The sequence below is a fragment of the Mesorhizobium sp. WSM2561 genome, assembly GCF_000513915.1.
Classification (GTDB): domain Bacteria; phylum Pseudomonadota; class Alphaproteobacteria; order Rhizobiales; family Rhizobiaceae; genus Mesorhizobium; species Mesorhizobium muleiense.
In genome coordinates this window covers 14,347-34,293 of record NZ_AZUX01000002.1, presented here as the reverse complement: position 1 = coordinate 34,293, position 19,947 = coordinate 14,347, and the positions used below count along the sequence as shown (strand labels likewise).

Below are 19,947 nucleotides of genomic sequence, written 5' to 3'. Positions count from 1 at the left end.
ATAGCTAAACCGCCATATCGGTCTTCATCGCCCGCCCGGCGACGTAGACCTCGCGCACGGCGCGGTCGTCGCCCAGCGTCTGCAGCAGAAACAGCTCCTCCGGCAGCGTGTCCGCCGTCTCCATCCGCAGCCGCATGGCCGGCGTGGCGCGGGCATCGAGGACGACGATGTCGGCATCGCTGCCTTGGTCGAGCGTGCCGATCTTTTCCACGATCGACAGCGCCTCGGCATTGCCGCGGGTGAGCTGCCAGAACGACTGGAACGGATTGAGCTTCTCGCCGTTCAGCGCGATCACCTTGTAGCCCTCATCCATGGTGCGCAGCATCGAATAGTTAGTGCCGCCGCCGACATCGGTGGCGGTGGCGATACGGAGTGGTTTTTCGCGGCGGCGGTAACGCTGATAGTCGAACAGGCCCGAGCCGAGGAACAGGTTCGAGGTCGGACAGAACACGGCGACCGAGCCCGTTTCCGAAAGCGCATCCGCCTCGCGTTCCGAAAGATGGATGCAGTGGCCGAACAGACTTTTGCGCCCGAGCAGCCCATGGTGCTCGTAGACATCGGTATAGTCGCGTGCCCGCGGGTAGAGTTGCAGCGTAAAGGCAATCTCGGCGTGGTTTTCCGACAGATGCGTCTGCATGTGCAGATCAGGATGTTCGCGGCAGAGCGCGCCCGCCATCTCCAATTGCTCGGGTGAGGAGGTGATGGCGAAGCGCGGTGTGATGGCATAGTGCTGGCGCCCCTTGCCGTGCCACTCGGCGATCAGCGCCTTGCTGTCGTCATAGGCCGATTGCGGCGTGTCGAGCACGCCCTCCGGCGCGTTGCGATCCATCATCACCTTGCCGGCGATGTTGAGCATGTTGCGGTCATGCGACTCGGCGAAGAACGCTTCGGCCGATTCCCTGTGCACCGAGCAATAGGCGGCGACGGTCGTCGTGCCATGGCGCAGCATCTCGTCGAGGAACAGCCTGGCGATGCGGCGGCCATGCTGGGCGTTCTGGAATTTGGTTTCCTCGGGAAAGGTGTAAGTGTTCAGCCAATCGAGCAACTCGGCGCCGTAGGAGGCGATGACCTGCATCTGCGGAAAATGCGCATGCGCGTCGATGAAACCAGGCAGCAGCAAATGCGGACGGTGGTCGATCTTTTTTACGCCTTCATCAGCCTTTTTCTCGACCTCGGCATAGGCGCCCGCGGCAACGATCCTGCCGTCGCGGAGCAGCAGACCGCCGTCGTCCTCGTAGCGCCAGGCGGAATGGTCGTCGACGGTCTCAGGCCAGCGCAGGAAGGACAGCGTGCGGCCGCGCAAGAGTGTGCTGGTCATGCCTATTTCCCTGCCTCCTCGAACCATGCCACCAGCAGCGCCCGCTCCTTGTCGGTGATATGGGTGACGTTGGCGGGCGGCATCGCGTGGCTGCGGCCGGCCTGCAGGTAGATCTCGCGGGCCTGCCCGGCGATACCGGCGTCCGTGTCGAGCATCACACCTTTCGGCGCGTGATAAATGCCCTCGTAGGACGGCTCCTGCGCATGGCACATCGAGCAACGGCCAAGCACCGTATCGCGCACTGCGGGAAAATGCGCCGAGGCGATATAGACCTGTGCCGTCGATGACGCCTTGACTTCGCCGGTCAGCACTTTCGGGGCGGTTGACAGCCAGATAATGACGACGAACAGGACGGCGGCAGCCAGCCAGATCCAGGTCGGGTTGCCCTTGCGCGCATGCATGGTGTTGAAATAGTGCCGGATCAGCACGCCGATGATGAAAACCAACGAGGCGATCACCCAGTTGAACTGGGTAGCAAACGCCAGCGGGTAGTGGTTCGACAGCATCAGGAATAGGACGGGCAGCGTCAGGTAATTGTTGTGCAGCGAGCGCTGCTTGGCGATCTTGCCGTATTTCGGGTCGGGCTTGCGGCCGGCGATCAGGTCGGCGACGACGATCTTCTGGTTCGGAATGATGACCATGAAGACATTGGCCGACATGATCGTCGCGGTGATGGCGCCAAGATGCAGGAAAGCGGCGCGGCCGGTGAACAGATGGGTAAGACCCCAGGCGATGAACACCAGCACGCCATAGAGCACCAGCATCAGGCCGGTGTCGCTCCTGCCAAGCTGCGAACGGCATAAGAGATCGTAGACCACCCAGCCGACGCCGATCGTCGCCAGCGACAGCAAGATGCCTGTAGGCACCGACATGGCAAGCACGTTGGGATCGATCAGGAAGAGGTCCGCCCCGGCATAGTAGACGACGCACAGCATGGCAAAGCCCGACAGCCAGGTAGCGTAGGATTCCCATTTGAACCAGGTCAGGTGCTCAGGCATTTCGGCCGGCGCCACCAGATATTTCTGGATGTGGTAGAAGCCGCCGCCATGCACCTGCCATTCCTCGCCGAAGGCGCCGACAGGCATGCCCGGGCGCTGGCGCAAGCCGAGATCAAGTGCGACGAAATAGAAGGACGAACCGATCCAGGCGATGCTGGTGACGACATGCAGCCAGCGCACGGCGAAACTCAGCCAGTCCCAGAAAATCGCGAAATCCAACATTGAAAAGTCGTCCCTGCCGATCGGGTGACTTTACGGACTGGAGCGCAAACGGAAAGGGCCGAGCTGCACGATGACTTTCAAAAAAAAATGGAAAATACTACAGCGCCGCGCGTCCCTTGGACGCGCAAAGGACGCTGTAGAACTTTTATCTGGTGCATGATCCTTTCCGAAAATCGATTCCGATTTTTTGGGGTCATGCACTAGGTTATTCCTGCGCAGCCGCATGAGAGTCCCGAAACCTGCATGGCCTATCTCGACAACATCGCCGTTTTCGTCCGCGTCGTCGAGCTTGGCAATCTGTCGGCAGCGGGTCGTGACATGCGCATTTCACCGGCGGTCGCGTCCAACCGCATCAAGGAGCTCGAAAAGCACCTTGGTGTCAGGCTGTTCAATCGCACGACGCGGCAATTGATGCCGACCGAGCACGGCACCGTGTTCTACTCCGGCGCCAAGCAGGTGCTTGAGGCGGTCACCGAGGCGGAAGCGGCTGTCAGCGCTTTGTCCGGCCAGCCGCGTGGCACCATCAAGGTGACAGCGCCGCTTGGCCTCGGCCGGCGGCTGGTGGCGTCGGGAATCCCCGATTTCCACGACAAATATCCTGACATCGAGGTGCGGCTGAGGCTTTCGGACCACAATGTCGACATCATGAAGGAAGGTATCGACGTCGCGTTCAGACTGGGTATCATCGAGGATTCCAGCCTGAGAATGCGCGGCATCATGGAGTGCGAGCGGGTGCTGGTGGCGGCGCCGAAATATCTGGAGACGCGCGGCGAACCGACCGAGCCGCAGGAACTGATCGCCAGCAAACACGACTGCCTGATGCTGCGCTACGCCGGCGCGCGCGAATATGTGTGGACGCTGCAGACGGCCGACGGTCCGCGGAAATTCGAGGTGCACGGACCCTATGACACCGACGATGGCGACGTGCTGACCGGCTGGGCGCTGTCGGGCCGCGGCATCATCAACAAGCCGCGCTTCGAGGTCGAGCCGTTCATCCGCGACCGGCGGCTGAAGGTGATCCTGCCCGACACACCACCGACGCCGGTCCAGTTCGCCGCCGTCTACCCGCACAAGAAGCTGCAGGACCCGAAGGTGCGGCTGCTGCTCGACTTCATGGCCGAGCGCTGCCAACGGCTGATCAAGGAAATTCTGGCCGGCAAATGAGCGTTGCTCGAATTCTGGCCGTCAGCCGGCCATTGCCTTGCCACGAGAGACGGGGTGCGGCGCGGCTCGTGCGCCGGCATGGGTGGCCAGCGCCGTCATGATCTCGGCCGCCGCCAAGGCCGCGATCACTTGAGGACGCTTGTCCTTGACCGCATCGCCGCCGATCGGCGAGACGAGGTCGGCAAATTGCGCCTCGCTGCCGTCCGCCGCCTTCAGGAACCAGTTCCTGAATGTCGCCTTCTTGGTCTTCGAGCCGATCATGCCGACATAGGCGGCATCCCGGCGTTTCAGTGCCTCGGCGACGATCAGGAAATCCAGTGCGTGGTCGTGAGTGAGGACGACGAATGCGGCGCCAGCCGAAGCCTTGCGCACCATCGCCTCGGGCATTGGCGTCAGGCTGGTTTCGACCGTGTCCGGCATGCCCTCCAGCGCCTCGGCCCGCGTCTCGACAACGACGACACGGACCGGCAGCAAGGCCACCGCCGAGGCCAGCGCCTGGCCGACATGGCCGCCGCCGAAGATGTAGACATGCGGCAGCTGCGCCTGCTCGGCGTCCGCCGCCGCGACCAGATCGGCTTCGAGAGCTTTATCGACCAGCCGGATCAGCACCTCGACCCTGCCGCCGCAGCATTGGCCGATCTCCGGCCCGAGCGCGATATCGAGGGTAGCGCGGATATCCCTCCCCCTTGAGGGGAGGGTGGCGGCGAAGCCGTCGGGTGGGGTCGCCGCGCCAGTGCTCGACATTTTCTTAGGTCGCGTGCTTCCTCTACCGACCCCCTCTGGCCGCTCCGCGGCCATCTCCCCCTCAAGGGGGGAGAAAAGCAGCTGCCGTGCCTTGTCGATCGCCATATATTCGAGCTGGCCGCCGCCGATCGTGCCAAAAATCGCCGCGCCCGAGACGAGCATGTAGGCGCCCGTCTCGCGGGGCGTCGAGCCTTTGGTCCCGGCCACTTCGACTAGGGCAACCCGGCCGGCGCCGCCAAGAAAGGCTTTCAGGCTTTGCACTTTCGAGGTCATGTTTTTGCTTTCCCTGTCGGGAAACATAGGGTTTTTCGGCCCGGATTGCACGCCTTGTACGAACCCGGGACCGAGTTCAAGCACCGGTCTTGGCCTCCTCCTTCAGTCGTTCGATCGCCATCAGCACCCGCTCCGGTGTCGCCGGTGGGTCGAGGCGCGGGCAGATCCGGTGGTCGGCAACGCTTGCCACCGCATCCGACAGCGCATGCAGCACCGAGATGCCGAGCGGCAGCGGCGGCTCGCCGACCGCCTTCGAGCGGTGCACCGTCGGCTCGCTTGCTTCCGGCCAATCGGCCAGCGTCACATTGAAGATCTTCGGTCGGTCCGAGGCGAGCGGAATCTTGTAGGTCGACGGCGCATGGGTGCGCAGCCGGCCCTTTTCGTCCCACCAAAGCTCCTCCGTCGTCAGCCATCCCATGCCCTGGATGAAGCCGCCTTCGACCTGGCCAAGGTCGATGGCGCGGTTCAGCGAGCGTCCGGTCTCGTGCAGGATGTCGGTGCGCTCGACGACATACTCGCCGGTTAGCGTGTCGACCGAGACTTCCGAGCACGCGGCGCCATAGGCGAAATAATAGAAGGGACGACCCTCGCCCTTGTCGCGATCCCAATGGATTCTCGGCGTCTTGTAGAAGCCCGCCGCCGAAAGCTGGATGCGCGCCATATAGGCCTGCCTGATGAGATCGGCGAAGGCGATCTCCTGGTTGCCGATGCGCACCCGGTTGGGCAGGAACAGCACCTGGTCGCGCGGCACCTGGTATTTTTCGGCTGCGAAGTTGGTCAACCGCTCCTTGATCTGCCGGGCCGCGTTCTGCGCCGCCATACCGTTGAGGTCGGAACCGGACGATGCGGCCGTCGCCGAGGTGTTCGGGACCTTGCCGGTCGTGGTCGCGGTGATCTTTACCTGGTTGAGGTCGATCTGGAATTCTTCCGCCACCACCTGCGCCACCTTGACGTAGAGACCCTGCCCCATCTCGGTGCCGCCATGGTTCAGATGCACCGAACCGTCGGTGTAGACATGCACCAGCGCGCCGGCCTGATTGTAGTGGGTGGCGGTAAACGAGATGCCGAACTTGACCGGCGTCAGCGCCAATCCACGCTTGATGAAGCGGCTGTTGACGTTGAAAGCTTCAATGGTGCGGCGACGCCTCGCATAGTCGCAACTCGCCTCCAGCTCGGCGACGATGCGGTGGATGATGTTGTCCTCGACCGTCTGGTGATAGGGCGTGACGTTGCGGTCGCTGGTGCCATAAAAATTCTTCTTGCGAATCTCGAGCGGGTCCTTGCCAACGGCAAAGGCGACCTCTTCGATGACACGCTCGGCGCCGACCATGCCTTGCGGCCCGCCGAAGCCGCGGAAGGCGGTGTTCGACACCGTGTTGGTGTAGAGCGGCGCCGATTGCGCATGAACCGCCGGCCAGAAATAGGTGTTGTCGCAGTGGAACAGCGCGCGATCGGTGACCGGGCCCGACAGGTCCGCCGAGAAGCCGCAGCGCGCCGCAAACATGAAATCGACGCCGAGGATATTGCCCTCGTCGTCGAAGCCGACCTCGTAATCGACGAGGAAGTCATGGCGCTTGCCGGTGGCGATCATGTCGTCGTCACGGTCGGGCCGGATTTTCACCGCGCGATGGTGTTTTTTCGCAGCAATCGCCGCGAGCGCGGCAAACTGGTTGCCTTGCGTTTCCTTGCCGCCAAAGCCGCCGCCCATGCGGCGGATCTCGACCGTGACGGCATGGCTCGGCACGCCGAGCGCATGGCTGACCATGTGCTGGATTTCGCTCGGATGCTGGGTTGAGGAATAAATCGTGACGTCCTGATCCTCGCCGGGAATGGCCATGGCGATCTGGCCTTCGAGATAAAAATGGTCCTGGCCGCCGATGCGCATTTTTCCCTTCAGCCGGCGCGGCGCCGCATTGATCGCAGCCCCGGCATCGCCGCGCCTCAGGGTCAGCGGCGGCGTGACCAGCTTGTCCTTCCTGGGATCGAGAACGCCGATGTCGGTGACGAAAGGCAATTCCTTGTATTCGACCTTGGCCAGCCTTGTGGCGCGGCGCGCCTGCTCGCGGGTTTCGGCGATGACACAAAAGATCGGTTGGCCGAAGAACTGCACCTTGCCGTCGGCCAGCACCGGTTCGTCGTGGCGGCCGGTCGGCGAAATGTCGTTTTCGCCCGGCACGTCGCTCGCCGTCAGCACGTCGACGACGCCGGGTGCTGCGCGCACCGCCGACAGGTCCATGCTGCTGATGGCGGCATGCGTGGCCGTCGAAAGCCCGAGGCAGCCATGCAGCGTGCCGGATGATTCCGGCATGTCATCGATATAGACGGCCGTGCCGCGGACATGCTTGTGCGCGGAATCATGACGCTGGTCGGTGGCAACGCCACCAGCGATTTTCTGCGCCTTGAGGTTTGGAGCGTGCTTGGTCATCACGCCGCCTCGTGGCGCGATATCTGGATCGGCGCTTTGGTGCCGCTGGTCTCGGCGAAGAACCGCAACAGCAGGTTACGCGCCGCCAGCGCCCGGTATTCGGCGCTCGCCCGCATGTCGGTCAGCGGGGTAAAGTCTTTGGCGTACTCGGCCATCGCGGTCTGGACCGTCGCCTCCGTCCAAGGCCTGCCGAGCAGCGCCTTTTCCACGCCGAAAGCCCGCTTCGGCGTTGCCGCCATGCCGCCATAGGCGATACGCACCTCCACCACCGTGCCGTCCTTGCCCACGGCCAGCAGGAATGCGCCAAGTGCTGCGGTGATGTCCTCGTCACGGCGCTTGGTGATCTTGTAGACGGCGAATTTGGTATCCCTGACCGGCACTGGGACATGCACGGCCTCGACGAATTCGCCCGGCTGCCGGTCCTGCTTGCCATAGGCGATGAAGAAGTCTTCAAGCGAGATCGTCCGCCGCTTGTTGCCGCGGCGCAGCGTCAGCCGCGCGCCGAGCGCGATCAACGGCGGCGGCGTGTCGCCGATCGGCGAGCCGTTGGCGATGTTGCCGCCGATCGTGCCCATATTGCGCACCTGATCGCCGCCGATGCGATCGAACAGCGGCCCGAGCGGCGGGATGCGTTTCGCCAATATTGAGAAAGCTTCGGTATAGGTGACACCAGCGCCGATCGAGATGATGCCCTTATCCTCGGAAACCGCACAGAGCCCGTCGAGATTGCCGATGAAGATCGCCGGCGAAATCTCGCGCATATGCTTGGTCACCCATAGGCCGACGTCGGTCGAACCGGCGACGATGGTGGCGCCCGGCTCCTTGTCGAACACCGCGGCGAGATCGTCGGCATCGGCCGGCACAACCAGACGCTGCTTGCCGGCGCCGATCTCGATGCGCGAACCGTCTTTCATCGCTTCGAGCTTGCTCGTGATCGCCTTGCGCTCCGCTGCGAGCGGATCCTTTGCCGCCTTGCCGTAGCTGGAGATGGCACGTGCCGCCCGCATGATCGCCTCGTAGCCGGTGCAGCGGCAGAGATTGCCCTGAAGCGCCTTTTCGATGGCTGCATCCGGCAGCTCCGGTGACCGCATCCACAGGGCATAAAGCGACATGACGAAGCCCGGCGTGCAGAAGCCGCATTGCGAGCCGTGGAAATCGACCATCGCCTGCTGCACCGGATGCAGTTTTTCGCCGTCGCCGCGCAGATGCTCGATGGTCACGACATGCGTGCCATCGAGCGAGCCAAGGAAGCGGATGCAGGCATTGACGCTTTCATAGACCAGCCGGCCGCCTGAGAGCCTTCCGACCAGCACGGTGCAAGCGCCGCAATCGCCCTCGGCGCAGCCTTCCTTGGTGCCGCGCAGCGAGCGCTCGAGCCGCAGCCAGTCGAGCAAGGTCTCGTCGGGCGCTACCGTGGTCAAAACAATTTGCTCGCCATTGAGGAGGAAGCGTATCTCATTGCGTATGTTGAGCGTGGCCATGCCTCAGCTCCCGCGATAGGTCGAATAGCCGTAGGGCGATATCAGCAGCGGCACATGATAGTGCATCGGCTCGGCCATGCCGAAGCGGATCGGCACGCTGTCGAGGAAGGCCGGTTCCGGCAGTCTCAACCCCTGCCGGCGCAGATAGTCGCCGGCAGCGAAGACTAGCTCGTATTCGCCGGTGCGGAATTCCGCGTCGGCAAGCAGCGGCGCGTCACAGCGGCCGTCGGCATTGGTGACCGCAGTCTTCAGATGCGTCCGCATGTCGTCGTTGATGCGGTAAAGCTCGATCGACAGGCCGGCCGCCGGCCTGCCGGTCGCGGTGTCGAGGACATGGGTCGTCAGGCGTCCGCCTTCGGCTATCGACGTTTCCGCCACTGGCTGCTCCCATTCCGGTACGGTCGAACATGCCCGGTACAGTCGAACACGTTTGACGAATTGTGCGCCAATTAAAGGCGATGCATAAGTCCCGGTCGAGTGAAGTGCTGCAAAAACACTTTCAAAAATTTTCGGGGGAATGCGCAAGCAATCCTTCGACTATCCTGATCACACTATCCGGCAGGAGCGACAATGCGTTACGAACGAGACATGCGCGGCTACGGCGCCAATCCGCCGGATCCGAAATGGCCCGGCAGGGCGCATGTCGCGGTTCAGTTCGTCGTCAATTACGAAGAAGGCGGCGAGAACTGCGTCCTGCATGGCGACAAGGCTTCGGAAGCCTTCCTGTCCGAGATTGTCGGCGCTGCACCCTGGCCCGGGCAGCGCCACCGGAACATGGAATCGATCTACGAATATGGCGCGCGCGCCGGCTTTTGGCGATTGCTGCGCCTGTTCACCGAAGCTGAGGTGCCGGTCACCTGCTACGGCGTCGCCACAGCGCTGGCGCGTTCGCCCGACCAGGTCGTGGCGATGCAGGAGGCCGGCTGGGAGATCGCCTCGCACGGGCTGAGATGGACCGACTATCGCGACCATGCGCCGGAGGACGAGCGCCGCGACATGGACGAGGCAATCCGGCTGCACTACGAGGTGACCGGGGCACGGCCGACCGGCTGGTACACCGGCCGCACGTCGATCAACACCGTGCGGCTGGCGGCGGAAGAGGGCGGCTTCGACTATGTGTCGGACACCTATGACGACGAGCTGCCGTACTGGTTCGAGCATGGTGGGCCGGACGGGTCGGCAAAGCCGCAGCTCATCATCCCCTATACGCTCGACGCCAACGACATGCGTTTCGCCACGCCGCAGGGCTTCAACTCGGGCGACCAGTTCTTCGCCTATCTTAGGGATAGTTTCGACACGCTCTATGCCGAGGGCAAGGCAGGGCGGCCGCGCTTGATGAATATCGGCCTGCACTGCCGCCTCGTCGGCAGGCCGGGCCGGGTCGCGGCGCTGAAGCGCTTCGTCGACTACGTCAAATCGCACGACAGGGTCTGGCTGGCGCGACGCATCGACATTGCAAGGCACTGGCAAGAGAACCATCCGTTCCGGCCGCCGACGCTGCGCCCGTCGAAGATGGAATTTGAGGCTTTCGTCCAGGCATTCGGCGGCGTATTCGAGCATTCGCTGTGGATCGCCGAGCGCGCCTATGAGCTGGAGCTCGGTCCGGCGCATGACAGTGCCGGCGGCCTGCACAATGCGCTGTGCCGTGTCTTTCGCGGCGCCAGCGAGACCGAGCGGCTCTCCGTGCTCAACGCCCATCCCGACCTTGCCGGAAAACTGGCTCAGGCCAAGCGGCTGACAACGGAATCGGCCAGGGAACAGGCTTCCGCCGGGCTCGAGGCGCTGACCGATAAAGAGCGCGAGCTGTTCTCCAAGCTCAATGCCGCCTACGTCACCAGTTTCGGCTTCCCCTTCATCATCGCGGTGAAAGGCAAGACCAAGGAAGAAATCCTGGCGGAGTTCGAGGCGCGCATCGGCAACAGCCGCGCCGTTGAATTCGAAACCGCCTGCAAACAGGTCGAGCGTATCGCACTGCTCCGCCTCAAGGACATGCTTCCGCAATAGGCCTAGCTTCCGCAACAGGCTCTGAACTGATGGATACGATGAAAATGGCCGACCGAACCTATTACGCGCCGCAGGGCGGCCACCCCGGCCAGAGTGAGCTGCTGACCGGCCGCGCCGTCTTCACCGAGGCCTATGCCGTCATTCCACGGGGCGTGATGCAGGACATCGTCACCAGCGCCTTGCCGTTCTGGGACAAGACCCGCGTCTGGGTGCTGTCGCGCCCGCTCTCGGGTTTTGCCGAGACGTTCTCGCAATATATCGTCGAGGTGGCGCCCGGCGGCGGCAGCGACCGGCCGGAACCGTATGCCGGCGCCGAGGGCGCCCTGTTCGTGGTCGAGGGCGAGCTGACCGTTTTGCTGGCTGGCGAGAAACATGTCCTGCAGCCGGGCGGCTTTGCTTTCCTGCCGCCGGCCAGCGGATGGACCGTTCGCAACGAGGGCGGCGCACCCGTTCGTTTCCACTGGATCCGAAAAGCCTACGAAGCCGTGGAGGGCATCGATACGCCGCAAGCCCTTTTTGCAAACGAACAGGACATCGCGCCCACGCCCATGCCCGGCACCGAAGGCAGATGGGCGACGACGCGTTTCGTCGATCCTGAAGACATGCGCCACGACATGCACATCACCCTCGTCACACTCGAGCCGGGCGCGGTCATCCCCTTCGCCGAGACCCATGTCATGGAGCACGGCCTCTATGTGCTGGAGGGCAAGGCGGTCTACCGCCTTAACCAGGACTGGGTCGAGGTCGAGGCCGGCGACTATATGTGGCTGCGCGCCTTCTGCCCGCAGGCCTGCTATGCCGGCGGTCCGAGCCAGTTCCGATATCTGCTCTACAAGGACGTCAACCGGCATGCCAAGCTTGGCGGCGCCGGCGTCGCGAGGCGCGCGCCATGAGCCGCATTGTGGCGCGCCCGCTGACCCGCGAGAACTTCGCTGAATTCGGCGACGTCATCGATATGGGCGGCGACAATCACTACCCGATCAATGGCGGCAAGGCGGAACGCTACCACGACCTCGCCACCGCCGAGGCGCAGGGACCGAATGCGCGCGTGCTGATCTCTATGGTGCGCGGCACGCCTTACGATTTTCCGCTGAAGCTCACCATGGTCGAGCGTCACCCGTTCGGCAGCCAGGCTTTCATCCCGCTGTCGCCACGGCCGTTCCTGGTCGTCGTCTGCCATGACAGCGACGAAGGCCCAGGAGAGCCGCACGCCTTCATCACCGCGCCCGGGCAAGGCGTCAATTACCCACGCAATCGGTGGCACGGCGTGCTGACGCCGATCGGTGAGGCCCAGGATTTTCTCGTCGTCGACCGCGGTGGCGACGGCTCCAACCTCGAAGAGTGCCATTTCTCGCACGGTTACGAGATCGATCTGCCGGACAGGAGCCAATAATGGCCGATACTTCGCTGATCGACCGCCTGCTCGACGTCATCGAGCATGACATCGTGCCGAAGACGGCCGAAGGCGTCGCCCATGGCAACAAGCTGTTCGGCGCGGCGATCTTGAGAAAGGATAACCGCTCGCTGGTGCTCGCCGAAACCAACAACGAGGCGGAAAATCCGCTCTGGCATGGCGAGGTGCACTGCCTGAAGCGGTTCTACGAAATGCCGAAGGCCGAGCGCGTCGACACCAAGGACGCGATCTTCCTCGCCACGCACGAACCCTGCTCGCTCTGCCTGTCGGCGATCACCTGGACCGGCTTCGACAATTTCTACTATCTGTTTTCGCACGAGGATTCGCGCGACAGCTTCGCCATCCCACACGACCTGAAGATCCTGAAGGAGGTCTTCACCCTCAACCCTGGCGGCTACAATGCCGAGAACGCCTATTGGAAGAGCTTTTCGATCCGAAGACTGGTGCGGTCGCTGCCCGAGGCCGAGCGCAAGCGGCTGGAAGCACGGATCGGCAAGATCTCGGCGCGCTACGACGAACTGTCCAGCGCTTACCAGGCGAGCAAGGACGAAAACGACATTCCGTTGAGTTGACGCGGATTGACCAGCCGAATTCGTTGGCTGGCCCACGACGACGTCCCACGGGCTCCATCATTTGGCGGTCCTGGAGTCGCCCGCATGAAAACCGTCACTGAATTTCCCCGCAAGGTCGTCGAGTTTCCGGACATGGGCATCGTCATGCCGGATGGCTGCCGGCTGTCGGCGCGGGTGTGGATGCCGGCCGATGCCGCCGACGATCCGGTGCCGGCGATCCTTGAGCACCTGCCCTACCGCAAGCGCGACGGCACGATCTTTCGCGATCAGCTGACGCATCCCTATTTCGCCGGCTGTGGCTACGCATCGATCCGCGTCGACATGCGCGGCAATGGCGATTCCGAAGGGCTGATGGACGACGAATATTCCGAGCAGGAATTGCAGGACGCCTGCGATGTGATCGCCTGGGCGGCCGCCCAGCCCTGGTGCAACGGCAATGTCGGCATGATGGGCATCTCCTGGGGCGGCTTCAACTGCCTGCAGGTTGCAGCCAAGCAGCCGCCGGCGTTGAAGGCAGTCATCAGCCTGTGCTCGACCGTCGACCGCTATGCCGACGACATCCACTACAAGGGCGGCTGCCTGCTGATCGAGAATTTCGGCTGGGCCTCGACCATGCTCTCCTATTCGTCGCGGCCACCGGACCCGCTGCTGGCCGGCGACAACAGATGGCGCGACCTATGGCTGACCCGGCTGGAGAACCAGCCCTTCCTGGCGCCGCTGTGGCTGAGACACCAGCACCGCGACGCCTATTGGAAGCGCGGTTCGATCTGCGAGGACTATTCCGCCATCCAAGCCGCCGTGCTGTCGATCGGCGGCTGGCATGACGGCTATCGCAATACGATTTCCCACCTCGCGGCCAATATCGAGGCGCCGGTCAAGGGCATCGTCGGCCCGTGGATCCACAAGTACCCGCATTACGCCGCACCGAAACCAGCGATCGGCTTCCTGCAGGAGGCCTTGCGCTGGTGGGACCGCTGGTTGAAAGGCATCGACACCGGCGTCGAGGCCGACCCGGCCTACCGCGCCTATGTGATGGACAGCGTGCGCCCCGCGCGTTGGCATCCCGAGCGGCCCGGCCGCTGGGTTGCCGAAGCAGACTGGCCATCGCCCAACATCAAGGCTGAGGCGATCGAACTGATCCCGGAAGGCGCCAGGCCTGCAATCGTGGCTTCGCCACAAAGCTGCGGCCTCGCCGGCGGCGAATATTTCCCCTTCACCTTCGGGCCGGAACTGCCCGGCGACCAGCGCCCCGACGATGCGCTGTCGGTGTGTTTCGACCAGCCCCCGCTCGGCGAGGCGATCGACATTGTCGGCGCGCCGGAGGTTTTGATCCAGGTCGCCTCGGATCGACCGCAGGCGAACATCGCGGTGCGGCTGTGCGACGTGCATCCTGACGGCGCATCCGAATTGATCTCCTACGGCGTGCTCAACCTGACGCACCGCAACTCGCATGAATTCCCCGAGGCGCTGGTGCCGGAAGAGACCGTTTTGGCGCGGGTGGTGCTCGACCAATGCGCCTATCGCGTGCCATCAGGCCATCGCCTGCGTATTGCCGTTTCGAACGCCTACTGGCCGATGATCTGGCCATCGCCGGAACCGGTTCGGCTCGACCTGTCGGCGGCTACGCTGAAGCTGCCGCTGCGTTCGCCGGCGCAAGGCGACGAAGGCACGTTCCCTACGCCCGAGGCAGCCGTGCCCTGGGCAACCGAAACGGTCCGTGCCCCCAATTCCGAGCGTCATGTTGATCGCGACGAGAAGACCGGAATCGTCACGCTTTCCATTGTCGACGATTTCGGCGAGGTGCGCGACCTGGAGCATGGCCTCGCCAATGGCAGCGTCGCCCGCGAGACATGGGCGATCCATCCTGACAATCCGCTGTCAGCGTCGGGCAAGACGCACTGGACGCAGACGCTGTCGCGAAATGGATGGTCGGTGCGCACCGAAACGTCAGCCGAAATGCGGTCCGACGCGCAAAGCTTCATGGTTAGCGCCAGAATCGAAGCCTATGAAGGCGAGAAACTGGTTTTCGAGCGCAATTTCGAAGAGAAAATCCCGCGCGCGCTGCTTTGAGCGCTTACGCGGGTTGGTCCAATTGCGACGTACGATTTACGCCACGGCATGTCGCATTCGGTCTTGCTTACGGCGTTCCCTTGCGGTCATTATTCTCCTCACAAGAAATGATAAAAAACGACCACAAGGTCGAACCAACAGAGTGAGGAACTCAACATGTCAAACGAACTGGAATTTCTCAGCCGGCGCGTCGCGTCCGGCAAACTGAGCCGTCGTGATTTTCTCGGCCGGGCGGCAGCGCTCGGCGTCACCGCGACCTTCGCCAACTCGCTGCTTTCAAGTGCGGCGCGCGCCGCGGGTCCGGTCAAGGGGGGCACGCTGAAGGCCGGCCTGGTCGGCGGCGAGTCCACCAACAGCCTCGATCCGGCCCTGTTCATGACGCAGGTGCCGTTCGCCTTCGGCAAGATGTGGGGCGAACTGATCGTCGAGCTTTCCCCGGAAGGCACGCTCGAGAACCGCATCGCCGAGGAGATCGGCTCGTCTGACGACGCCAAGGTCTGGACGCTGAAGATTCGCGACGGCGTCGAATTCCATAACGGCAAGACGGTAACCGCCGAGGACGTCGCCGCCACACTCGAACGCCATTCGGACGAGAAGTCGAAGTCGGGCGCGCTCGGCTACATGAAAGGCATCGAGAGCATCAAGGCCAGCGGCAAGGAAGTCGTGCTGACGCTGAAGGAAGCCAATGCCGACCTGCCCTATCTGCTTAGCGATTACCATTTGATCATCCAGCCCAATGGCGGCAAGGACAAGGCCGACGCCGGCATCTCGGCCGGACCCTACAAGATCACCACCAACGAGCCCGGCGTGCGCCATGGCGGCGAGCGGTTCGCCAATTACTGGCAGGCCGACAAGATGGGCCATGCCGACCAGATCGAGATCATCGTCATCAACGACGCCACGGCGCGCACTTCGGCCTTGCAGGGCGGCCAGGTCAACATGATCAACCGCGTCGAGCCGAAGATCGTCGACCTGATCAAGCGGCTGCCCGGCGTCACCATCCGCAACCATGCGGGTCCTGGCCACTACGTCTTCATCATGCATTGCAACACGGCGCCGTTCGACAACAACGATTTGCGCATGGCGCTGAAGCTGGCGATCGACCGCGAGGAGATGCTCGACAAGATCCTCAGAGGCTATGGCTCGCTCGGCAACGACTTCCCGATCAACTCGGCCTATCCGCTGTTTTCCGAGGACATCGAGCAGCGCAAATACGATCCCGACAAGGCCAAGTTTCATTTCAAGAAGTCGGGCCATGACGGCGCCGTCCTGCTCAGGACATCGGACGTCGCCTTCCCCGGCGCCGTCGATGCCGCGCAGCTGTTCCAGCAAAGCGCGGCCAAGGCCGGCATCACGCTGGAGATCAAGCGCGAGCCGGGCGACGGCTACTGGTCGGAAGTATGGAACAAGCAGCCCTTCTGCGCCTCCTACTGGGGCGGACGCTCGACGCAGGACCAGATGTACTCGACTGCGTACCTGTCGACGGCCGACTGGAACGACACGCGTTTCAAGCGTCCCGAGTTCGACAAGATGGTGCTGGCGGCGCGTGCCGAGCTCGACGAAGCCAAGCGCAAGGCGATGTATCGCGACATGGCGATGCTCGTCCGCGACGAAGGTGGCCTGATCCTGCCGATGTTCAACCAGTTCATCGACGCGACGGGCGCCAAGGTCGCCGGCTGGGTCGACGATCCGCATCAGGAGCTGATGAACGGGTACGCTCTGGCAAAGTGCTGGCTCGAAGCCTGAGCCCGGCCTTGCGGATATGTCCTCACCCATCGTGAAACTGGTGGCCCAGCGCATTGCGCTGGGCATCCTCCTGCTGTTGGCCGTATCGGTCCTGATCTTCGCCGGCACCCAGATCCTGCCCGGCGACGTCGCGCAAGCCATCCTCGGACAGTCGGCGACACCGGAGTCGCTCGCCAATCTGCGCGAGCAGCTCGGCCTCAACGATCCGGCCTTTATCCGCTATTTCCGCTGGCTCGGCGGCGTCGTGACCGGTGATCTCGGCACCGCCATGTCCAGCGGGCAGGATATTGCGACGTCGATCAAGGGGCGGTTGTGGAACACGCTGTTCCTCGCCTTCTGGGCGGCGGTCGTTGCCGTGCCGCTGGCGATCATCCTCGGCCTGATTGCGGTGCGTTACCGCAATGGCTGGGTCGACAAGCTGATCTCCGGACTGGCGCTTGCCTCGACCTCGTTTCCCGAATTCTTCATCGGCTATGTGCTCGTCTATTTCTTTGCCGTGAAATACCAGATCTTCCCCGGCATCTCGACGGTCTATGACGGGATGCCGTTCGGCGAGCGCATGCAGGCGATCATGCTGCCGGCGGCGGCACTGACGCTGGTGGTGCTCGCCCACATGATGCGCATGACGCGCGCCGCGATCCTCAATGTCATGCAATCGGCTTATGTCGAGACGGCGGAGCTCAAGGGGCTTTCGGCATTCGCCGTCATTCGCAGGCATGCCTTCCCCAATGCGATTGCGCCGATCATCAACGTCGTCATGCTCAACCTCGCCTACCTGATCGTCGGCGTCGTCGTTGTCGAAGTGATCTTCGTCTATCCGGGCATGGGGCAGTATCTCGTCGACCACGTCACCAAGCGTGACGTACCGGTGGTGCAGGCGGTCGGCCTGATCTTCGCCGCGGTTTATATCAGCCTGAACATCATTGCGGATATAGCGGCGATCGTCGCCAATCCGCGTCTCAGACATCCGAAGTGAGGGGCGGCGCTGTGCTCGACATAAAACGCATCCCCATCCCTGCGCTGATCGGCCTGGTGCTGACGGCATTGTTCGTGCTGGCGGCGATCTTCGCGCCCTGGATCGCGCCTTACGGCAATGGCGAGATCGTCGGCGACGTCTGGGCACCGATGTCGGCGACACATTTGCTGGGCACCGACAATCTCGGCCGCGACCTTCTTTCGCGCATGATCTACGGCGCCCGCGTCACGCTGTTCATCGCGGTGCTGGCCACCGCGCTGTCCTTCTCGCTCGGCGCCATCCTTGGCTTCTCGGCGGCGGTTTTCGGCGGCTGGTTCGACACGCTTATGTCGCGCCTTGTCGATCTCCTGATGTCTATCCCGACGCTGATCATGGGCCTCGTCGTGCTCTCCGTGCTGCCAACCAATCTGGTGACGCTGATCCTGGTCATGGGCATCCTCGACTCGACCCGCGTCTACCGCCTCTCGCGGGCGGTCGCCGTTGACATCAATGTCATGGATTTCGTCGAGGCGGCCAAGCTGCGCGGCGAAGGCAGCGTGTGGATCATCTTCCGCGAGATCCTGCCCAATGCGTTGTCGCCGCTGGTTTCGGAACTCGGCCTGCGCTTCATCTATGCCGTGCTGTTCCTGTCGACGCTGTCCTTCCTCGGCCTTGGCGTGCAGCCGCCTAGCGCCGACTGGGGCGGCATGGTCAAGGAAAACAAGGACGGCATCGTCTTCGGTATAGCGGCGGCGCTCATCCCGGCGGCGGCGATCGCCGCACTGGCGATTTCCGTCAATCTGGTCGCCGACTGGGTGCTCAACCGCACGACAAGCCTGAAGGGAGGGCGCGGGTGATGGCTGACCAGCGAGCAAAGTCCGTGCTGCTCGATATCCGCAATCTGCGCATCGAGGCCACGGTGTTCCCGCCGGGCGAGCCGCCCAAGAACATCGTGCTTGTCCACGACGTTTCGCTGACGCTCGAGAAGGGCAAGGTGCTCGGGCTGATCGGCGAGTCCGGCGCCGGAAAGTCGACCATCGGCCTGTCCTCGATGGGCTATGGTCGCGGCGGCGTCCGCATCACCGGCGGCGAGGTCATCCTCAACGGTCGCGATATCCTCAAAGGCGGCAAGGAGGGCTTTCGGAAGTTGCGCGGGCGCGAGGTCTGCTATGTCGCGCAATCGGCGGCGGCGGCCTTCAACCCGGCGCACAGGCTGATGGACCAAGTGGTCGAAGCGACGCTGCTGCACGGCACGGCGACACGGGCCGCGGCCGAAAAACGCGCCGTCGCGCTGTTCAAGAAGCTCAGCCTGCCGAACCCCGAAAGCATCGGCGAGCGGTTTCCGCACCAGGTGTCGGGCGGTCAGCTGCAGCGTGTAATGACGGCGATGGCGCTGTGCTCAGAGCCCGACCTGATCGTCTTCGACGAGCCGACCACGGCGCTCGACGTGACGACGCAGATCGACGTGCTGGCGGCGATCAAGGACGCCATCCGCGACACACATGTCGCAGCGCTCTACATCACCCACGACTTGGCCGTCGTCGCCCAGGTGTCGGACGAGATCATGGTGCTGCGCCACGGCCGGCTGGTCGAATGGGGCGGCACCCGCCAGATCATCAAGGCACCGCGCCAGGAATACACCAATGCGCTGGTCTCGGTGCATGAGATCGAGCACCAGGAACAGAAGCCCGGCACGACGCCGTTCCTGTCGGTCAAGAACATCACCGCCGCCTATGGCCGCAGCCACATCAAGGTGCTGAAGAACGTCTCGGTCGACATCTATCCAGGCCAGACGCTGGCGGTGGTCGGCGAGTCCGGCTCGGGCAAGTCGACGCTGGCGCGAGCCGTCACCGGCCTGTTGCCGCCCGAACACGGTACAGTCACCTTCGATGGACGTCCGCTCGCCAACCGGCTTGCCGACCGGCCCAAGGAGGATCTGCGGCAATTGCAGATGATCTACCAGATGGCCGACGTGGCGATGAACCCGCGTCAGACCGTCGGCACCATCATCGGCCGGCCACTCGAATTCTATTTCGGTCTGCGTGGAAGGCAACGTGACGCCCGCGTCGCCGAGCTGCTCGACAAGATCGAGATGGGCAAGGGTTTCATCGACCGCTACCCGGCCGAGCTTTCCGGCGGCCAGAAGCAGCGTGTCTGCATCGCTCGCTCGCTCGCCGCCAAGCCGAAGCTGATCATCTGCGACGAGGTGACCTCGGCGCTCGACCCGCTGGTGGCCCACGGCATCCTGAAGCTGTTGCTCGAGCTGCAGAAGGAGGAAAACGTCGCCTATCTGTTCATCACCCACGACCTCGCCACGGTGAAGTCGATCGCCGATTCGATCGCAGTGATGTATCGCGGCGAGGTGGTGCGCTACGGCGCGAAGAGCCAGGTGCTGGCGCCGCCTTTCGACGCCTATACCGACCTTTTGTTGTCCTCCGTTCCCGAGATGGAGATCGGCTGGCTGGAAAAGGCGATCAAGGGACGGCGCATGGCCAGCGCGGGGAATTAGCGCGCGGCATCACGATTCGGAAAGAACGCTGCTTCCGTCATCCGGATGAAAC

At 63.4% G+C, this 19,947-nt stretch carries 16 protein-coding genes; 10 read left to right on the top strand and 6 right to left on the bottom strand.

Going from position 1 to position 19,947, the window contains the following annotated elements:
* Positions 1–4 precede the first annotated feature (4 nt).
* Complete coding sequence (gene guaD / locus M727_RS0103250) at positions 5–1,318, bottom strand: guanine deaminase (RefSeq protein WP_027151460.1); 1,314 nt, start codon at positions 1,316–1,318, stop codon at positions 5–7.
* A 2-nt stretch (positions 1,319–1,320) separates the two neighbouring features.
* On the bottom strand, positions 1,321–2,538 hold the full coding sequence (locus M727_RS0103245) for a urate hydroxylase PuuD (RefSeq protein ID WP_027151459.1): 1,218 nt from the start codon (positions 2,536–2,538) through the stop codon (positions 1,321–1,323).
* Between the two features lie 243 nt (positions 2,539–2,781).
* Between M727_RS0103245 and M727_RS0103240 the strand changes: the two genes are divergently transcribed.
* The gene (locus M727_RS0103240) at positions 2,782–3,702 is read left to right on the top strand and encodes a LysR family transcriptional regulator (RefSeq protein ID WP_027151458.1); all 921 of its coding nucleotides are present in this window, start codon (positions 2,782–2,784) and stop codon (positions 3,700–3,702) included.
* Between the two features lie 21 nt (positions 3,703–3,723).
* On the opposite strand, the gene xdhC is transcribed toward M727_RS0103240, so the two are convergent.
* From xdhC to uraH, 4 genes are all read right to left on the bottom strand, one after another.
* Positions 3,724–4,719: a xanthine dehydrogenase accessory protein XdhC gene (xdhC, locus tag M727_RS0103235; RefSeq protein ID WP_027151457.1), complete on the bottom strand. Its 996-nt coding sequence runs from the start codon at positions 4,717–4,719 to the stop codon at positions 3,724–3,726.
* Positions 4,720–4,795: 76 nt separating this feature from the next.
* Positions 4,796–7,144, bottom strand: a complete 2,349-nt coding sequence (xdhB, locus tag M727_RS0103230; protein ID WP_027151456.1) for a xanthine dehydrogenase molybdopterin binding subunit — start codon at positions 7,142–7,144, stop codon at positions 4,796–4,798.
* Positions 7,144–8,625 carry a xanthine dehydrogenase small subunit gene (xdhA, locus tag M727_RS0103225; RefSeq protein ID WP_027151455.1) on the bottom strand — a complete coding sequence of 494 codons (1,482 nt, stop codon included), beginning with the start codon at positions 8,623–8,625 and terminating at the stop codon, positions 7,144–7,146. Before xdhA ends, xdhB begins: the two co-directional genes overlap by 1 nt.
* Positions 8,626–8,628: 3 nt before the next feature.
* Positions 8,629–9,003, bottom strand: coding sequence for a hydroxyisourate hydrolase (gene uraH / locus M727_RS0103220; protein ID WP_036261361.1), 375 nt, complete (start codon positions 9,001–9,003; stop codon positions 8,629–8,631).
* A 192-nt stretch (positions 9,004–9,195) separates the two neighbouring features.
* Between uraH and puuE the strand changes: the two genes are divergently transcribed.
* The 9 genes from puuE (at position 9,196) to M727_RS0103175 (ending at position 19,895) form a co-directional block, all read left to right on the top strand.
* Positions 9,196–10,629, top strand: coding sequence for an allantoinase PuuE (gene puuE / locus M727_RS0103215; RefSeq protein WP_027151453.1), 1,434 nt, complete (start codon positions 9,196–9,198; stop codon positions 10,627–10,629).
* Positions 10,630–10,658: 29 nt separating this feature from the next.
* Positions 10,659–11,522 (top strand): bifunctional allantoicase/(S)-ureidoglycine aminohydrolase, encoded by an 864-nt coding sequence (locus tag M727_RS0103210; protein ID WP_027151452.1) that lies wholly within the window; start codon positions 10,659–10,661, stop codon positions 11,520–11,522.
* The gene (locus M727_RS0103205) at positions 11,519–12,022 is read left to right on the top strand and encodes an ureidoglycolate lyase (RefSeq protein WP_027151451.1); all 504 of its coding nucleotides are present in this window, start codon (positions 11,519–11,521) and stop codon (positions 12,020–12,022) included. Before M727_RS0103210 ends, M727_RS0103205 begins: the two co-directional genes overlap by 4 nt.
* Positions 12,022–12,615: a nucleoside deaminase gene (locus tag M727_RS0103200; protein WP_027151450.1), complete on the top strand. Its 594-nt coding sequence runs from the start codon at positions 12,022–12,024 to the stop codon at positions 12,613–12,615. The genes M727_RS0103205 and M727_RS0103200 overlap by 1 nt, the downstream gene beginning before the upstream one ends.
* An 84-nt stretch (positions 12,616–12,699) precedes the next feature.
* On the top strand, positions 12,700–14,685 hold the full coding sequence (locus M727_RS0103195; RefSeq protein WP_027151449.1) for a CocE/NonD family hydrolase: 1,986 nt from the start codon (positions 12,700–12,702) through the stop codon (positions 14,683–14,685).
* A gap of 156 nt (positions 14,686–14,841) precedes the next feature.
* Positions 14,842–16,431, top strand: a complete 1,590-nt coding sequence (locus tag M727_RS0103190; RefSeq protein ID WP_023796835.1) for an ABC transporter substrate-binding protein — start codon at positions 14,842–14,844, stop codon at positions 16,429–16,431.
* Between the two features lie 16 nt (positions 16,432–16,447).
* Complete coding sequence (locus M727_RS0103185) at positions 16,448–17,407, top strand: ABC transporter permease (protein ID WP_023796836.1); 960 nt, start codon at positions 16,448–16,450, stop codon at positions 17,405–17,407.
* Between the two features lie 11 nt (positions 17,408–17,418).
* Positions 17,419–18,243, top strand: a complete 825-nt coding sequence (locus M727_RS0103180) for an ABC transporter permease (protein ID WP_027151448.1) — start codon at positions 17,419–17,421, stop codon at positions 18,241–18,243.
* Positions 18,243–19,895, top strand: a complete 1,653-nt coding sequence (locus M727_RS0103175; protein ID WP_027151447.1) for an ABC transporter ATP-binding protein — start codon at positions 18,243–18,245, stop codon at positions 19,893–19,895. Before M727_RS0103180 ends, M727_RS0103175 begins: the two co-directional genes overlap by 1 nt.
* The last annotated feature ends 52 nt before the right edge of the window (positions 19,896–19,947 follow it).